This window comes from Microbacterium sp. Soil_C_42 (genome assembly GCF_057656735.1).
Window position 1 is genome coordinate 70,471 of record NZ_JBDGJU010000016.1, and the last position, 16,067, is coordinate 86,537.

Annotated in this window: 13 protein-coding genes and 1 pseudogene; 6 read left to right on the forward strand and 8 right to left on the reverse strand. The window is 70.5% G+C overall.

From position 1 onward, the window contains the following. Positions 1-33: 33 nt before the first annotated feature. The 3 genes from AC3A46_RS11535 to AC3A46_RS11545 form a co-directional block, all read right to left on the reverse strand. On the reverse strand, positions 34-570 hold the full coding sequence (locus tag AC3A46_RS11535) for a DUF6578 domain-containing protein (RefSeq protein ID WP_487665314.1): 537 nt from the start codon (positions 568-570) through the stop codon (positions 34-36). A 30-nt stretch (positions 571-600) separates the two neighbouring features. Next, complete coding sequence (locus AC3A46_RS11540) at positions 601-1,095, reverse strand: hypothetical protein (protein ID WP_487665299.1); 495 nt, start codon at positions 1,093-1,095, stop codon at positions 601-603. Positions 1,096-1,165: 70 nt separating this feature from the next. Then, entirely contained in the window at positions 1,166-2,317 is a 1,152-nt protein-coding gene (locus AC3A46_RS11545; protein WP_487665300.1) for a hypothetical protein, read from the reverse strand. Positions 2,318-2,470: 153 nt separating this feature from the next. Here AC3A46_RS11545 and AC3A46_RS11550 point away from each other — a divergent pair, with 153 nt between their 5' ends. Together AC3A46_RS11550 and AC3A46_RS11555 are read left to right on the forward strand one after the other, a co-directional pair. Next, positions 2,471-3,211: a hypothetical protein gene (locus AC3A46_RS11550; protein ID WP_487665301.1), complete on the forward strand. Its 741-nt coding sequence runs from the start codon at positions 2,471-2,473 to the stop codon at positions 3,209-3,211. Positions 3,212-3,336: 125 nt separating this feature from the next. Continuing rightward, a complete protein-coding gene (locus tag AC3A46_RS11555; protein WP_487665302.1) occupies positions 3,337-4,170 on the forward strand; it encodes a hypothetical protein in 834 nt (277 codons plus the stop codon). Positions 4,171-4,176: 6 nt separating this feature from the next. Here AC3A46_RS11555 and AC3A46_RS11560 read toward each other — a convergent pair whose 3' ends face one another. The 3 genes and pseudogenes from AC3A46_RS11560 to AC3A46_RS11570 all read right to left on the reverse strand — a co-directional run. After that, positions 4,177-5,262, reverse strand: coding sequence for a DUF998 domain-containing protein (locus AC3A46_RS11560; RefSeq protein WP_487665303.1), 1,086 nt, complete (start codon positions 5,260-5,262; stop codon positions 4,177-4,179). Between the two features lie 68 nt (positions 5,263-5,330). Next, on the reverse strand, positions 5,331-5,960 hold the full coding sequence (locus tag AC3A46_RS11565; protein ID WP_487665304.1) for an antibiotic biosynthesis monooxygenase: 630 nt from the start codon (positions 5,958-5,960) through the stop codon (positions 5,331-5,333). 134 nt (positions 5,961-6,094) lie between these two features. After that, a pseudogene (locus tag AC3A46_RS11570) lies at positions 6,095-6,847 on the reverse strand (DUF998 domain-containing protein); the annotation flags it as partial. 275 nt (positions 6,848-7,122) lie between these two features. Here AC3A46_RS11570 and AC3A46_RS11575 point away from each other — a divergent pair. Next, positions 7,123-8,811 carry a DEAD/DEAH box helicase gene (locus tag AC3A46_RS11575; protein ID WP_487665305.1) on the forward strand — a complete coding sequence of 563 codons (1,689 nt, stop codon included), beginning with the start codon at positions 7,123-7,125 and terminating at the stop codon, positions 8,809-8,811. Between the two features lie 138 nt (positions 8,812-8,949). Here AC3A46_RS11575 and AC3A46_RS11580 read toward each other — a convergent pair whose 3' ends face one another. Then, positions 8,950-9,612, reverse strand: coding sequence for a TetR/AcrR family transcriptional regulator (locus tag AC3A46_RS11580; RefSeq protein ID WP_487665306.1), 663 nt, complete (start codon positions 9,610-9,612; stop codon positions 8,950-8,952). Positions 9,613-9,679: 67 nt separating this feature from the next. Between AC3A46_RS11580 and AC3A46_RS11585 the strand changes: the two genes are divergently transcribed. Next, complete coding sequence (locus AC3A46_RS11585; protein ID WP_487665307.1) at positions 9,680-10,654, forward strand: alpha/beta fold hydrolase; 975 nt, start codon at positions 9,680-9,682, stop codon at positions 10,652-10,654. Positions 10,655-10,815: 161 nt separating this feature from the next. On the opposite strand, the gene AC3A46_RS11590 is transcribed toward AC3A46_RS11585, so the two are convergent. Beyond that, on the reverse strand, positions 10,816-12,984 hold the full coding sequence (locus AC3A46_RS11590; RefSeq protein ID WP_487665308.1) for an intein-containing Rv2578c family radical SAM protein: 2,169 nt from the start codon (positions 12,982-12,984) through the stop codon (positions 10,816-10,818). Between the two features lie 121 nt (positions 12,985-13,105). Between AC3A46_RS11590 and AC3A46_RS11595 the strand changes: the two genes are divergently transcribed. Together AC3A46_RS11595 and AC3A46_RS11600 are read left to right on the forward strand one after the other, a co-directional pair. Beyond that, the gene (locus AC3A46_RS11595; protein ID WP_487665309.1) at positions 13,106-14,452 is read left to right on the forward strand and encodes a M15 family metallopeptidase; all 1,347 of its coding nucleotides are present in this window, start codon (positions 13,106-13,108) and stop codon (positions 14,450-14,452) included. Positions 14,453-14,596: 144 nt separating this feature from the next. Beyond that, positions 14,597-15,760 carry an acyl-CoA dehydrogenase family protein gene (locus AC3A46_RS11600; RefSeq protein ID WP_487665310.1) on the forward strand — a complete coding sequence of 388 codons (1,164 nt, stop codon included), beginning with the start codon at positions 14,597-14,599 and terminating at the stop codon, positions 15,758-15,760. The last annotated feature ends 307 nt before the right edge of the window (positions 15,761-16,067 follow it).

Here is a 16,067-nt window from a genome sequence, read left to right on the forward strand (position 1 = left end):
TATCGCCGTCGACGGATGCCGCGACCCGCCGACTCAGCGATCTTCGATGTCGACGAGCCATCCGGCGGAGGAGCGTGTCGTCCGCTCAGGTGGCGGGTCGCCGACCGCCGGCGGGGGAGCGTCCTCCGCTGCGGACGCGAGCCGGACGCCGCGAACCGGCTCGAGCGCGGCCGTGTCCGGCACCGGCACGCTCTCGATCATGAACCGCGACGGTCGCGACGCGGCGAACACGCCGCCGCCGAGTTCGCGCCGGACCATCGGCCACTCCTCGCCCTCCGGTGGTATGACCGCGTCCGGTGGCGCGCCGTGACCGGGCCGCCGCAGCGACCGCCGTTCCTCGACGTCGTGAGTGACCGCGTGTACGGCGACGACGCGCCCGCGGACTCGATCAGCGAACTCCTCATGGTGCGACTCGATCGCGTCCACCGTTGCGGCGAGCGGCTGGCCGAGCAATTCGGTGAGGGACGGGTCCGGCGTGCGGGCCCGGATGCCGAAGTCGACTTCGTCGCCGACGGCGAATGCGTTGCCGCAGCATGCCCATTCCCAGTCGGTGAGCCACACGCGAATCATGCCTGCCACGCTACCCAGCCTCGCGCCGCGTCACTCCGCGATCGTGAAGGTCTCAGGAACGGTGTCGCCGCTGTCGGGCACCACTCGGCGGAACTCGTCGCCGTCGCGCTCGTAGAGTCCGGCCACGGCGCCGGTGATGAAGTAATCTTCCGCGGCCTCGCCGGGGAGCATGGAGGGCGTGAGGAACAGCAGGTATTCGTCACCCTGAGTGAGCACGGGTCCGGTGTCCTGTCTGACATCGATGACATCGCCGACGCCGACCGTGGCGAGGTCGCCCTCGAGGTTGGCTCCCAACTGAGGATTGCTGGGAGCGTTGGTCACCTCGACAGTCGACACCGTCGTCGATGCGTCGGCGCGCTGCCCGGTCACGGTGCCGATGACGATGATCGAGCTGTCGGCCGCCATCGCGTCGAGGCCGTCGTAAAGTGTCGCGCGGCTCCCCGAGGAGGAGCCCGCGCAGGCGGTGAGCATCGCCGACATGAGCGCGATCAGCGCCATCCCGATGCCTCGCGTCGGTCCCCGCATTGCCACCGCCTCGTTGCCGGTCGCGAACCGGCTGCCGGTTCTGGCGTCAGCCTATCCAGTGCCGTCTGCGTCAGGCGGCAGCATCCGTCCCCGCCGCCGCCGAGTCCGCGCGCTCTGCCGTGGCGAGCGTGCGCGTGAAGAGCAGCAGCCACCCGACGACGAGGCCCGCGCAGACGATCTCGTGCGTGGCGAGGGTGTAGTACCCGATCCAGAACAGACTCGCCGAGAAGAAGATGCCCGCCGCGACCGCGTAGGCCAGCGCGATCATCGGCCAGCGCAGGCACGGCAGCACCCAGCGCAGGCCCAGCAGGAAGGCGCCGAAGACGATGGCCATGCCGATGGCGAAGATGTTGTGGCCGATCTGGCTGAACGAGACGGGCACGAGCGCGGCGCCGAGGAAGCACCCCGCCAGCGCGAGGAACACGAAGTAGACGATGAGGGCCCGCGTGCGGGTCACTCGGGATTCGGTGCGCGCCCACGCCTGCAGGCTCGTCAAGAGGTACATCGCGAGCAGGGCCGTCACCCCGCCCGCGATGATCAACGTCGCGTTGAACACCGCGGAGGTGATCCCGCCCCTTCCGCCGAGCTCGCTGAAATTGAGCCGGTACCACTCGTCGTCCTGCGTCGTCGCGACGCTCACGGTGAACCCGGTCGCCACGACGGCGAAGAGCAGCAGCACGAGCCGGGTCGCGGTGACGTGGGCCGCGAGGACGAACGCCATGTAGCCGCATCCGCCGGCCACGAGGGCGACGATCATCGTCGCCGTGAGCGTGTCGACCGCGGCACCGGGCCAGATCATCGATGCCGCCTGGAACAGCACCCACTGGACCATGCCGAACACCGCCGCGAGCGAGACCCCGACCGCCGCTGTCATCCACGCCCGCCGAGCACGCGTGACGCCTTTCAGCCACGCCTGCCGCGGATCGCGGGCGGCCAGGCGATAGCTCACCGACGCGGCCGCGAGCGTGACGGATGCTGCGACCACGATGCCTGCTGCGCCGACCGACGCTCCCTCCCACACGAGCGCGGCGCGGCCCCAGAACCCCAGGGCTCCGGCGGCGAGGCCGATGCCGAAAGCGAGTGCCGCGACGACGATCGCCCGGGCCTCGGTGCGCACCGCGAAGTGTCTCGCTTCGACCACCCCGTCACGGTGCAGCTGCTTCTCGACCCGTACCGCGGCAGCTTCGAGGCGTGCTTCCTGCGTCCACGCGCCGCGTGCCATGGCTTGATTGTCCACCCATCGCGGGCCCTTCGGGGGGTGCCGCGATGCGACCATCCGTCAGGCAGACCTGAGGGGTCACGGATGCCGAGACCCGCAGCATCCGTCATCAACGGAGCCGCCCCTTCCGCGAGGGCATGGGGGTACGTTGAGGCTGTGGATGGATCGCCCTCCGCACCAGACTCCGGCCCTGAGTCGCCCGAGCTCACGGAAGGAAGCCCGCGCCCGTCAGACACCGAACGCGAGCTCGACGAGCTGCGCGCGCGGGCCTACGGTCCGGACGCCGACATCGAGGCGGACCCGGCGGCGATCGCCCGGCTCGTCGAGCTGGAGGCTGCCCACCTGGCCGGTGCCACGGCGCCGCGAGCCGGTGGAACGGCTGTCGGCGTCGCGCTCGTGCCGGCAGCCGCGCCCGCGGCGCCGACGAGCGACACGCGACCGGCCACCGCCCGGCGGCGTCCGCGACGTGCGTGGGCTGTCGTCGGGGGGACTGTGCTCGTCAGCTCCCTCGCGGTCGCCGTGTGGAATCTCGTGCCACGTCCCGATGCGACGCTGCAGCAGATCGCCGTCGAGGCGGACAGCGACATCATCCGCGTGCTGAGCGCCCAGGGGAGGGGGCCGGTGGCCTCGACGCTGCGCCGGTTCGAGCCGTACCACGACGTGCGCGTGTGGTCGGTCGAGGATCACGCGGGAAAGGTCTGCTTCATCGTCTGGGACCTTGCCGCGAGCGGCAGGTTCTCCATCAAGTGCGCGCCGCCGGGCACGGAGGTCGCACTGACCCTGAGCGTCGCGCGGGAAGCGGACGAGTTCGGGCGATGGCTGCCCGACGGGAGCAACGTCGACTTCCGATTCCGTGAGAACACGGTGGACGTCTTCGTCCGCCCTCCCGCCGGCTGAGTGCCGTCAGCGGCGCTCGGCGATCGCCCGCACCTGCCGGTCGTGGACGTGGACGAGCCAGTCCAGCGGGGCGGGCGGGCCGATGCGCGAGTCGTCGGGGGCGCGGCCGTCGCGGAGGGCCACGCGTGCGCGCGCGTGAGACGATGCACGAGATGGATGCTGCGACCCTCGACGAGCTGCGCACGCTGCGTGCTCGCGCCTATGGCCCCTCCGCCGACATCGAGCAGGATCCCGCCGCACTGCAGCGGCTGCGCGAGCTGGAGGCGAGCCGCGATGAACCGGCCGCCGCGACGCCGGTCGAGCCGTCCGAGGGGCAGCCGCACGTCGAGCCCACACCCGCTGAGGCGCGGGTGCTGCCGCCCGCCGACGACGGCGCTGAGCTCTTCGCCATCGGCGAGTCGAGCGAGACCGAGTCGGACATGCCTGCGTCCGCCCGGCCTCGAAAGCCCCGTCGCATGTCGAGCCGGTCCGTGGCGCTCTGGGTGCTCTCCGTGCTCGGCGCAGCGGCCCTGGCCGCCGGGCTCACGTACTCGCTGACGTCCGCGCCGCCGGTCGATGCCTCCAGCGGTGCGACGCAGGTCGACACGCTCGAGCCTGATCCGTTCATCGAGGTCCCGGCCGGCTGGTTCGGCGCCGGCCCGAGCTCGATGGCCTTCGAGTACTACGGGCTCACCCTGTTCGAGAGCACCGGCGGCTACACCGGCGCCCTCGGCACCGACTGCTTCGCCGTGGTGGCGACCGAGCAGATGCCCGAGCTCGACGCCGACACGAACTCGTGGTCGATGTCGGGGACCATGTACAGCGGCTGCGGCGCGGGTGCGTTCCCCGCCACCGTCCAGTTCGTCGTCGACAGCAACGCGCCGCAGCAGCTCCGCGACCGCTTCCCCTCCGACAGCGCCCTGCAGTTCGTCTTCGACGGCACCCGCATCGGCGTCTTCCTGGCGCCCAGCGAGTCCTGACCCGAGTCAGTCCTTTCGGCCGGCGACGCCCAGGAAGCGGATGAAGACGGCGATCCAGCCGAAGACCAGCGCGAACACGATGATCTCGAACGCGGTGAGCGAGAAGTACCCGACCGCGGGGATGAAGAGGATCACCGAGACCACCATCGCCGCGAGGAACGTCCACGACGCGACGAAGTAGGTCCGCGGCATCCCCCGAAGGAACCGTGGACCGCCGATGAGCAGCACCAGGTACATCACGGCCATGCCGGAGGCCGACAGGTTGTGCGCCGGCATGTTCACGTCGACGGGGAAGATGCCCACGCACGCGAGCATGATGCCCATGATGACGAAGAGCACCGGGACGATGCGCATTCCGCGAGGGTTCTGGAGGACACCCGCCTCGGTGAGTTCGCGCATGTCGTTGGCGACGTAGACGGCGAACGTCGTCACGAGCAGGCCCGCGGCGATGAGGGTGCCGTTGAACACCCAGCTCGAGAGGTCGTCTTCGAAGGTGCCGAGCTGGCTGAAGTGGAGCGTCCACCAGGTTGGGTCGGGCGTGGTCACCATGGCGGTGAGCGTGCCGATCGCGATGAACGTGAGCAGCAGCGACGACATGCGCTGCGTCGTCATCGCCGACACGGAGAGGTACACGAACCAGGTCGTGAGGCCGAGCGTGATCGCCATCAGCACGACCGCCCAGAACGTGATGATGGGCAGCCCGATGAACCCCATCGCGAGCACGCGTCCCAGCGCGTACACGGCGACGAAGGCCAGCGCCGTGTGCACGATGACGACCGAGATGGTGTTGACGATGTACTTCCACGACGGCAGCGACTGCCGCCACTGCTGGCCGGGGCGGTTGCGGGAGCGCCAGTACTCGATCGTGGAGGCGACGGCGGCGACCACCGCGGCGCCGCAGGCGGCCCAGAATGCGAGCGAATCGGCCTGGCTGCCCAGCTGCACGTCGGGGGCGAGGATCCCCACGAGGAGGCCGTAGATCGCGCCGACGATGCCGGCGGCGAAGGCGGCGTAGACCGCCTCGGATTCTGCCTTGCGACCGGGCGTCGGGGCAGCGGCGTCCGGCACCGGCGAGGTGTTCACAGTGCTCACGAGGTCAGAGTACGACCGCGCGAGAACGTCGAGGGTGATCGGCGCAGGAAGATTCGGTCACAGATTCGTCAAGTGCCGCGCTGGAGCCAGGGGCGCAGCATCCGTGTCACCCAAGGAAGCACCGCGTAGGTCATGACGGGGGTGAGCAGCACCGTCGAAAGGAGCACGCGAGCGATCAGCGGCCACTCCGCGAAGCCCGGGACGAACCCGAGAAGCCACGACGCGAGGAGGTTCGTGGGGAAGAAGCCGAGCCAGATCGTGACGGCCTGCTTCCAGCGCGGCGGAGCGGCCGGGATGGGCTGCTGCACCGGTCCGGTGACCGGTGAAGTCGCGTGACCCGGATGCCTCGACTCGACGTGCGTGGCGAACGGGGCGTCGAACCATCCCTCGATGCCGGTGCGTCGTTCGACCCTGACTTCGCTCGCGAAGGCGCGGCCGGAGTCGAGCCACCATGCCCGCTGCGGTGAGTCCTCCCAGGCTTCGAGCGTCGGGATGTCGCGGAAGCGGTAGAGCATGTACCAGAGGTCGGTGCCTTCGCCTGCACGTACCCAGCCTGAGCCGAGGAAACCCGCGAAGCGCGCGGCGAGATCGGTGCCGGCTTGCATCCAGCTCGTGGCTTCGACGGTGCGAGAGGGATCGATGCGCCGTTCGATCGCGACGGTGATGGGATGGGCCACGGGTTCTGCCATGCCATCCATTCTGCGGACGCCGGAGCGGTGGTGGTCACCGCGACGGGTGCCGGCGCGGGTGCGTAGGCGAGGGCGCGCGGCAGCGACAGCAGCCAGAAGCCCATCGTCACGAAAGCGACGAACTCGAAGAGCGCGAGAGTGATGAAGCCGGCGGTGAGCACGCCCATGCCCGTCGCGAGGAGCGCGACGCACAGCATGGTCGCCCGGCGGAATCGGCGACTGCGACCGGGAATCGCAAGTCCCGTCGCGACGGTCGCGACGAACGACAGCCCGAGCGCGATGGCGATGACGTCGTGCAACACCGGGCTCACCGGGATCGGGACGAGTCCGACGCCGGTGAGGAACAGTCCCGCCGACACGATCGATCCGCGGAACGCGCGTGACGCACGACGACGGATGCCGCGGGGCAGCGCCACCGCGATCAGCACGCCGTACGCCGCGAGGAAGAAGCCGGAGAAGATCGTGATGCTGTTGAAGGCGCGGCCCGAGAAGTCGGTGTGCGTGCCCAGCTGCGAGAAGTGGAGCTGCCACCACGTGGCGTCGTGCGTCGTCAGGATCGCGACGGCGACCCCGACCGGGAGCGAGAGCACGGCGAGCCGGCCGATGCGATGTGCGATGTATCCGTTGTCGGTCTTCGGCGCCGCGGGTCGGGCCGGGGTCGTGGGGACGGCGGTGGTCGTGACGGTGGTGGCTGCGCCGGTGGCTGCGACGGCGGTGGTCGTCGTCACCGAAAGGGATGCTGCGCCCGTGGGGATGCTCGTCGCGGCGTGCGAGAGCGCCCGCGCCACGGCGGGTTCGGGGTCGACACGGGTGAGCGTCGACGCGCTGACGGCGACCGTCGCGCGGGACGGCGAGACGGTGACCGGTGGAGCGTCGGAAAGGGTCGTGGGAGGCATTCGACTCACGATCGGTTCTGCACGGCGTCCCCGAAGCCGGATATCCCCCCAAAGAACCCCCGGTCCGGGGCCCGTTGGTCAAGACGGCAATTCCCCAGTTCAGCGGCGAACCGCATACCGAAACTGTATCCCGCTGAGCCGGGAAAGCGCTGGTCGGTGGTATAGAGCGTTTCCGTGGTGTAGGGATCGCGCCGGGTACGCTGGACGGACCGGTCCACGCGCCGCGCCGCGTGGACGGCGCGCGGGTGCCGCGGACCCGCACCTGGAGGAGCCGGATGCCCAAGAACAAGAAGCCCGGCGGCGGTCGCGCGGCGAAGAACTTCGACCCCCGGTACAACCCGAAGTACCGGGCGGCGAGCGAGGGCCGCGACGCTCAGGACGGCAAGCGCCGGCCCGGCGAATCGTCGGCGGGCACGCAGGGGAGCCGCAGCGCCGGGCACCGCGGACACCGCACCGAATCCACGGACGCCGCGGCGCCGAAGCGCCGCTGGAGCGAGCAGGAGCGGGCAGGCCGGGATGAGTCGCGGGCGATCCGCACGCACTCGCGGGACGACCGCGGGCGACCGGGGCGTGACCGCGACGACCGTCGTGACTCCGGGCGCGGCGAGGCGCCGCGGAGGGACACTCCACCTCGCCGCGACGAGGGTGCGCGGCGGGACGCCGGTGCGAGGCGGGATGCCGCTCCGCGCCGGGATGCCGCTCCGCGCCGGGCCAACGCTCCGCGCCGGGAGGAGCCGGTCCGCCGCGATGTCGTGCACGAGCGGCTGGAGGCCGCCGCTGTCGCACCCGCCGAGGTCGGGGGCGTGACGTTCGCCGATCTCGGCCTGGGACAGAACATCGTCAAGACGATCGCCGAGCTGGGGGCGCAGCATCCGTTCCCCATCCAGGCGGCGACGATCCCGGCGATCCTCGCCGGTCGCGATGTGCTGGCGCGCGGCCGCACCGGGTCCGGCAAGACCATCGCGTTCGGCGCCCCGCTCGTCGAGAGCGTGCTGCGATCGCAGGCGCGCGAGAAGCGCGAGTTCGGCCGTCCGCCGCGCGCCCTGATCCTCGCGCCGACGCGCGAGCTCGCGCTGCAGATCGACGCGACGGTTCAGCCGATCGCGCGCAGCGTCGGCCTCTTCACGACGCAGATCTACGGCGGTGTGCCCAAGGCGCGTCAGCTCGGCGCGCTGAAGCGAGGCATCGACATCGTCATCGGCACGCCGGGGCGCATCGAAGATCTCGTGGAGTCGCGCGCTCTCGACCTCTCGCAGGTGCGCGTCGCGGTGCTCGACGAGGCCGACCACATGTGCGACCTGGGCTTCCTCGAGCCGGTGCAGCGCATCATGCGCCGCACGTCCCGCGACGCGCAGCGCCTGCTGTTCTCGGCGACGCTCGACGGCGAGGTGTCGTCGCTGGTGAAGGAGTTCCTCAGCGAGCCGGCGGTGTACGAGGTCGCCGGCGAGACCCAGCGCACCGGCACCATCGATCATCGTGTTCTCGTGGTCGACCATCGCGACAAGCGCGACATCCTGCGCACGCTGGTCGATCGCAGCGGCAAGACGCTCGTCTTCACGCGCACGCGCGCGTTCGCCGAGATGCTCGCCGACCAGCTGGACGACGTGGGCATCCGCGCGCTCGCCCTCCACGGCGACCTCGACCAGGCCCGCCGCACGCGCAACCTCGAGAAGCTCACGTCGGGTCGCATCGACGTGCTGGTCGCGACGGATGTCGCGGCCCGCGGCATCCACGTCGACGACATCGATCTCGTCGTGCAGGCGGACGCCCCCGACGAGTACAAGACGTACCTGCACCGTTCCGGCCGCACGGGTCGCGCGGGACGCCCGGGCACCGTCGTCACGTTGGTGACGCGCGCGCGCCGCGAGCGGCTGGCCGACCTGCTCGACCGGGCCGACATCGAGGCGCCGTTCGACGAGGTGCGTCCCGGCGACGACCTGCTCGAGGAGCTCGCCGGGCGCTGACGTCACGTCGGTCACCGCCCCGACCGGGCCGCGAGCCCTTCGAGCAGCTGGGCCGCACGCGGCGCTCCGCCGAGCGACCTGCGCTCGGCGGCGACGCGGGCGGCGGCATCCCTCATCGCGGCGTCTGTCGGGCTGGGGTCAGGCGGCGGCCGCGGCGCCGATCGTGGCGATGAGTTCGGGGGCGCCGCCGAGGGACGTGAGGCGCGCGCGGAGCGCGACTTCGGCGCGACGGTAGGGCTCCTCGCTCGTGTGCAGCAGTGAGCGGGTGTTCGCCGCCTCGAGGAATGACACCATCTCGAATGTGAGCTGGCGCGCGTCATCGAGGAGGGGCAGCTCGCCTCCGGCCATCGCGTACTCGATGCTCACGGTGAGGTAGTCCTCCCACCCGCTCGACGCCGCGACGATCGCGTCGCGGACGACGCCCGGCTTCGCATCGAACTCCACGGAGGTCGCGGCGAAGAAGCAGCCGCCACGGAACACGCGATCGCGGGAGTAGTCCAGCCAGTCGCCCAGCAGCGTGCACACGCGGATCAGGCCGCGGGGGGTGCGGGCGCGGGCCGGCGCGACGACGCGGTCGATGAAGACCTCACGCGCGGCCGCCACCACGGCGAGCTGCAGCTGCTCCTTCGAGCCGAACAGCGTCGCGATGCCGCTCTTGCTGTGGCCCGAGGCCTCCGCCAGCCGCCCGATCGTGAGGCCGTCGAGGCCGTCGACCGTTGCGGTGTCGACCGCGTGCGACAGCACGGCGCGCCGCGACTCGTCGCCTCGGAGGCGCCGTCGGTCGATGGGGCCTTGTGTCACACATCGAGATTACCGTACGATCGTTCGTGTTTATAAGTACGATCGTTCGTATTCTTCTGATCGGAGCATGATGAATCTTGCGCTCGCCGCCGCAGGCACGTCCGTTCGCGCCGCGGCCGTCTTCTCGTCGCGGTGGGGAGCCGCCGTGGCCATGCCGCTCTTCGGTCATGTCGCGAAGCCGCGACCCGTACACGCCGACGACGAGGCCACGATGCTGCGCGCGCGCCTGCATACGGTGCGCATCGCCGGCATCGACCGCCGCGGTGTCGACGTCGACACCTACGAGTGGGGCGACGGTCCGCGAACCGTCGTGCTGTCGCACGGCTGGAACGGCCGCGCCAGCCAGTTCTCGGTGCTCGTGCGCGAGCTCCTCGCCGACGGGTATCGCGTCGTCGCGTTCGACGCGCCCGCCCACGGGGGATCGCGCGGACGCCACACGTATCTCGTCGACTGGCTCGACGTCTTCGCCGCCCTCCAGGAGCGCCACGGCGGGTTCGACGCCATGGTCGGGCATTCGTTCGGCGGGCTCGCGGCGCTGGTGGGCGTCGCCGGCGGCATCGATGCGGCGCGCGTCGTGACCATCGCCGCACCCGCCGACGCCGACCTGCTGCTGAGCCAGTTCCAGGGCATGCTCGGCTACTCCGACGCGGTCGCGGCGCGCATGCGCGAGCTCTTCGCGACCCGGTACTTCCCCGGCGAGTCCGACCCGCTGGCGCGGCTGTCGAGCGTGCGGCGCCCGCTGCCAGGCGGGGTGCCGCTCCTCGTCGTTCATGACCACGGCGACCGCGTCGTGCCCTTCGCCGAGGCGAGACGCGTCGTCGCCGCCAACCCCGGGGCGAAGATGTTCGCGACGAACGGCCTCGGTCACAACCGCATCCTCACCGACGACGCGGTGCTCGACGCCGTGCTGGACCACGTCCGCACTCCGCTCGTCGACGTCGAAAGGGTCGAGGCCGAACGTGCCGAGATCGAACGTGCCGAGGTCGAACGTGCCGAGGTCGAACGTGCCGACGCGGCGGCGTTGGGCGCGGTCGCGGCGTAGCAGCGCCGCGTGCACAGAATCGGAGGTTCTGTTCGACGCGCCGGGACGCGGATGCTGCCGCTCGGCGCGTCGCGCGAGACCTCCGATTCTGTGTGCACAGATCCCGGCCATCTGCGCATCTGCGACGCAGCGCGCAGCGGCGAACTCTCGCCGGGCGGGGCTCAGAAGAGCCGGCCGGATGCCTCGGCCCCCGGCTGCGGCCGGGAGGACGCCGCCCGCAGCGACGTCGCGGCGGCACGCCCGCGCGAGGTCGTGATGATCGGCGGCGCGCTGCGGGCATCGGCTCGAGCGGCGAGACCCGCCACGGGGGCGCCGCGCGGGTTCTCTTCCTCGGCCTGCCCGTCGAGACCGTGCACGCGCAGCAACGGGCGTACCCGCTTGGCGAGCCACGAGCGGTAGGCCTTCGGCGCGTATGCCGTCGCGCCGGGGTAGAGCCCTCGATATGACGACACGAGCTCGGGGTGCCGCTCGGCAAGCCACTCGAGGAACCACTGCTTCGCGCCGGGCCGCAGGTGCAGTGCGCCATAAACGACCCGCACCGCTCCCGCCGCCTTGATGCGGGCGAGTGCGTGGTCGATCGCCGCGATCGAGTCGGTGAGGTGCGGGATGATCGGCATCAGGAACACCGTGACGCGGAATCCCGCCTCGGTCGCCGCGCGCACCGTCTCGAGGCGCGCGGTCGCATTGGGCGTGCCGGGTTCGATGAGATGCTGCAGCTCGTCGTCGAACACCGCGATCGACATCGCGAGCGTCACGTGCACCTGGCTCGCGGCATCCTGCAGCAGGGGCAGATCCCGCCGCAGTAGCGTGCCCTTCGTGAGGATCGAGAACGGCGTGCCCGACTCGGTCAGGGCCGACACGATCCCGGGTATCAGCTTGTAGCGCCCCTCCGCGCGCTGGTATGGATCGGTGTTCGTGCCGAGCATGACGGGATCGTGCTGCCAGGTGCCCCGCCGCAACTCCTTCTCGAGCACCTCGGCGACGTTCACCTTCACCACGACCTGTGTGTCGAAGTCCCGGCCCGCATCGAGCTCGAGGTACTCGTGGGTCCCGCGCGCGAAGCAGTTGTGACTGACAACTCCGTTCGCGATGAAGTCGCCGGTCGACGTCGTGATGTCGACCATGTCGATCGTCTCGCCGAGATCTTCGATCGAGACGACCCGAAGCGGCGCGTCAGACTTCACGGCATCGCTGATCCGATTCAGCTTTCGGGTGATCGCCGGCCGTGTGAGCTCGAAGAATCGTCGACGCGCCGGGAGACCGCCGAGAAGACGCACGCTGCTCACCCCGTTCGGTCGCGGAGGTTCCTGAACGAACGCGAAGCCGTGGGCGCGCAATGAGGTCCCGATCATTGCGAGGATCTCGTCGTCTGAGTTGGAGAATCGCAGAATCCCTCGGCTGCAGCTTCCTTCTGCGTCGAAGATTCCGGCCAGGTAACCCCTCATCCATTCGGGTGATGCCGACGCGGGCCATTGGATGAGGGCACCGATTGCTTCGTAATCCGCTGCTTTGGACGTGAAGATCGCGTCCATCCGTCGACGTTCGGCAGTGGCGGGAGTGAACTGACGAAGCGTCGTGGCCACCCCAGCTGTCCGAAGATACTCGCGCGAGCGTTCCAAGGCCTCCGCATCTGCCAGGGCGAGGCGGAATCGATGCGCTAGAGAGGTGCCGTTGCGATTCGACCGCGGGTACGGTCGCTTCAGCATCATCCCGTCATTGCGGATCATCCCGCACAGATATCCGTTCCGGTACGCGTCGGTCTCTGTCGTGTCTGCCATCATGCCGCCGGTGCCGAAGCCGATCAGCTTGTTGTTCGTCGTCAGGAACGGGCGCTGGGGCGGACCAGTCGGCGACGGCTGCACGTACTTCCACCCGCGTTCGGTGAGGAATCGGTGATCGCCGCTCGCGACCAACACGGTGCCGTCGGCGAGCGTCACGCGGTAGGCGCGCTTGCGCGTGCCCCACTGGGCGGACACGGTAGCTCGCACATACCGGCGGTACGAACCCTCACGCCGCGTGCCGATCACCTCGTCGCCGGCGCGCACGTCGCCGATCCGCTTGCTGCGGCCGTCGGCCATCAGTACCTGCGTGTCGGGATGTAAGCAGTAGACGCATGCATGGCTGCAGCCCCGATAGGGGTTCACCGTCCAGTCGAAGGGCATCGCGGAGGCGCCCGGCACATGGTTGAGGGCGGACTTGCAGAGCACCTCGTGGAATGTCACGCCCGCGAACTCGGGAGTCGTCACCGAGCGCACCAGACCGTTCAGCTGTTCGAGGCCCGGCAGGGCCGCAGCATCCGCCACGCCCAGTTCCTGACCCTGCCACCGCATGCATCCATGAGAACAAAGCTTCGAACTTAAGTCAAGACCAGCTTCGCCGTGTCTAGAACATCGACGAGACGGATGCCGCCTGCCTGGCCAAAACCGGCCGTCGCGGGTAAGAATGGCTGACGTGACGGAGCCTGGCAGGCTCGCTACCCCCCGAGCCGCCCCCGAGACTCGCCGCGCCGCCCGAGCGATGCGCGAAGAGGCGGCGAGGCGTGCCCGCGCGGCGGAATCCGCCCCCGCCGGCGCGCCCGCGTCGGCCGCCGATTCCGCCGACGACGTCGTGGCGTTCGAGTTGCCGAGCGACGAGTTCGAGCCGGGTTCGGTCTCGGCGGGCGCACCGTCCGCGCTGCCGCTCGACCTCCGGCCGACCGACCCCGCTGCGCAGCGGACCGACTCGACGCCCCACCGTGTCCCCGAGGCGCGCGTGCGCGGACGCCGACGCGCGGTGCGCTCGCCCCGCCCCGTCGTCAGCGAACGCCGCGCGGCGCGCGCCGACGGACTGCTCGAGGCCGACGAGAGCGCGCGGCCCGTGCGCCATGCGCGGCCGCGTCGACTGACGAAGCGGCTGATCCTGGTGGCGGGGCTCGCCACCGGTGCCGCGCTGCTGCTCGGGTCGGCGGCGATGACCGCGATGATGCTCCCCTCCGAGGGGGAGGCCGCCGGCGCCGATGCGGCGCTCACGACGACGATGGAGCTGCCCGAGATCGAGCAGCTTCCGGTCCCGCAGGTCGAGGAGTCCCCGCCGGCGGCCGACATCTGCTCGCTCCCCGACGTGGCGGCCGCCGTGCAGCGCGGCGACGACGAGGGTGCGATCGTCGCGGCCGGCGGCAGCGAGGCGTTCCGCGCCGCGGTCGTCGAGGGTCGGGCGCCGTGCGTGGACCTCGGCGACTCCGCCCGCGTCTGGACCGTCGTGGACAAGATCCGGCCGGCCAACCCGATCGACTACCGCCCCAGCGCACTCGTCCTCCCCGACGGGGTGCGCAACATCGAGGGCGGCGCGCTGCGCGCTGACGCGGCATCCGCTCTCGCCTCGCTCGTCACCGCGGCCCGCGACGCCGGCGTCGGCGAGATCGCGCTCGAGAGCGGGTTCCGCTCGTACCAGACCCAGCAGCAGACCTACGGGCGCCACTTCGCCGAGAAGGGCGAGCGCGCCGACCAGGTGAGCGCGCGGCCCGGCTACAGCGAGCACCAGCTGGGACTCAGCGCCGACGTCGTCGCGTGCGCCGGCTCGTGCGGCACGCTCGATCAGCTCGCCGCGACGCCCCAGGGTCAGTTCGTCGCCGGGCACTCGTGGGAGCACGGGTGGATCGTGCGCTACGTCGAGGGAGCCACGCCGGTGACCGGCTACCTCCCCGAGCCGTGGCACCTCCGCTACGTCGGCCCTGAGCTCGCGAAGGCCTATCACGACGGCGGCTGGACCTCGCTCGAGGAGTTCTTCGCCCTCGACCCGGCTCCCGGCTATCTCGGCTGACGTCGGGCGTCGGCACTACTCTGCGGATCACGGATGCCGCGACCCGCAGCATCCCCGGAGTGAAACTGAGTACCATATACGGTGAGATGCAATTCCACCGGGGTGCGTCTCCACACAGACTCGAAGACGAGAGGAAGGCGCATCATGGAGCGCGAGATCTACGACGAGGACCACGAGGCGTTCCGCGACGTCGTCAAGGAGTTCGTCAAGCGCTACGCGTCGGACGAGAAGCGCAAGCAGTGGGACGCGGACGGCGAGATCGACCGCGCGACCATGCTTGCCGCGGGCGAGGCGGGCATCATCGGCCTGTCGGTGCCCGAGGAGTTCGGCGGCGCGGGCATGCTGCAGGACTACCGCTTCCGCTCGATCGTGCTGGAAGAGACGATCGGCGCCGGCCTGGGCTCGCTCGCCGGCGCACTCGGAATCCAGGACGACCTCGCCGTGCCGTACATCGTGCACATGGGCACGCAGGAGCAGAAGGAGAAGTGGCTCCCCGGCATGGCGACCGGCGAGATCCTCGGCGCCCTCGCGATGACCGAACCCGGTGCGGGCAGCGACCTGCGCGGCATCAAGACCACCGCCAAGCGGGTGGAGGGCGGCTACATCGTCAACGGCGCGAAGACGTTCATCTCGTCGGGCAAGACCGCCGACATGGTCGTGACGTTCGTCAAGACCGGCGAGGGCAACCGCCCCGACGCCTTCAGCCTGCTGATCCTCGAGGACGGCATGCAGGGCTTCGACCACGGCAAGAAGCTCGAGAAGATGGGCTTCCACGGCTGGGACACCGCCGAGCTCTCGTTCAGCGACGTCTTCGTGCCGGAGGAGAACCTCATCGGCGGCAAGGAGGGCCTCGGCTTCATCCAGCTCATGATGAACCTGCCGCTCGAGCGCCTCTCGATCGGCGTCGCCGCGGCGGCCGCCGGCGAGGCGGCGTTCGCCTGGACGCGCGACTATGTGCTCAGCCGTGAGGCGTTCGGCGAGCGGATCGCCGACTTCCAGAACACCCGCTTCAAGCTCGCGGACATGGCGACGACCGTCGATGTGATGTGGGCCTACGTCGACCGCGCGATGCTGCTCTACAAGGACCAGAAGCTCACCGCCGAAGAGGCCGCCAAGGTCAAGTTCTGGACGACCGACCGCGAGGCCGAGCTGCTCGACGTCGGCGTGCAGCTGCACGGCGGCTACGGCTACATCACCGAGTACCCGATCGCCCGCGCCTACCTCGACGCCCGCGTGCACCGCATCTACGGCGGCACGAACGAGATCATGCGCGACCTGGTCTCGCGCCAGATCGTCGGCAAGCGCTGACGCTCACTCGATAACGGATGCCGCGACCCGGCGCCTCCGCGGAGGCACCGGGTCGCGGCATCCGTCGTGTGTGTAAGCGCTGCTTCCGCAGTCACTTTCGGCGGGTGCAGTCCGTTCCGTTCCGCACGAAGTGACTGCGGAACGCAGACACCCGTCGCTGCGCAGTCAGTTCGGGTGGGTTCGTGGTGCGGGGACGCGCCAAAGGTGACTGCGGAACCTCGGAACCTCGAGGCGGCGAGGCGGCGGGAGCGGCGGAGCGGCGAGGCGGCGGGGGCGGCGGAGCGGCGAGGCGGCGGGGGCGGGGCGG

Coding starts and splice junctions, on each gene's coding strand:
- AC3A46_RS11540 (WP_487665299.1), bottom strand. CDS start 1,095: ATGCGGGGACCGACGCGAGGCATCGGGATGGCGCTGATCGCGCTCATG.
- AC3A46_RS11565 (WP_487665304.1), bottom strand. CDS start 5,960: ATGGATGGCATGGCAGAACCCGTGGCCCATCCCATCACCGTCGCGATC.
- AC3A46_RS11600 (WP_487665310.1), top strand. CDS start 14,597: ATGGAGCGCGAGATCTACGACGAGGACCACGAGGCGTTCCGCGACGTC.
- AC3A46_RS11535 (WP_487665314.1), bottom strand. CDS start 570: ATGATTCGCGTGTGGCTCACCGACTGGGAATGGGCATGCTGCGGCAAC.
- AC3A46_RS11545 (WP_487665300.1), bottom strand. CDS start 2,317: ATGGCACGCGGCGCGTGGACGCAGGAAGCACGCCTCGAAGCTGCCGCG.
- AC3A46_RS11590 (WP_487665308.1), bottom strand. CDS start 12,984: ATGCGGTGGCAGGGTCAGGAACTGGGCGTGGCGGATGCTGCGGCCCTG.
- AC3A46_RS11575 (WP_487665305.1), top strand. CDS start 7,123: ATGCCCAAGAACAAGAAGCCCGGCGGCGGTCGCGCGGCGAAGAACTTC.
- AC3A46_RS11585 (WP_487665307.1), top strand. CDS start 9,680: ATGATGAATCTTGCGCTCGCCGCCGCAGGCACGTCCGTTCGCGCCGCG.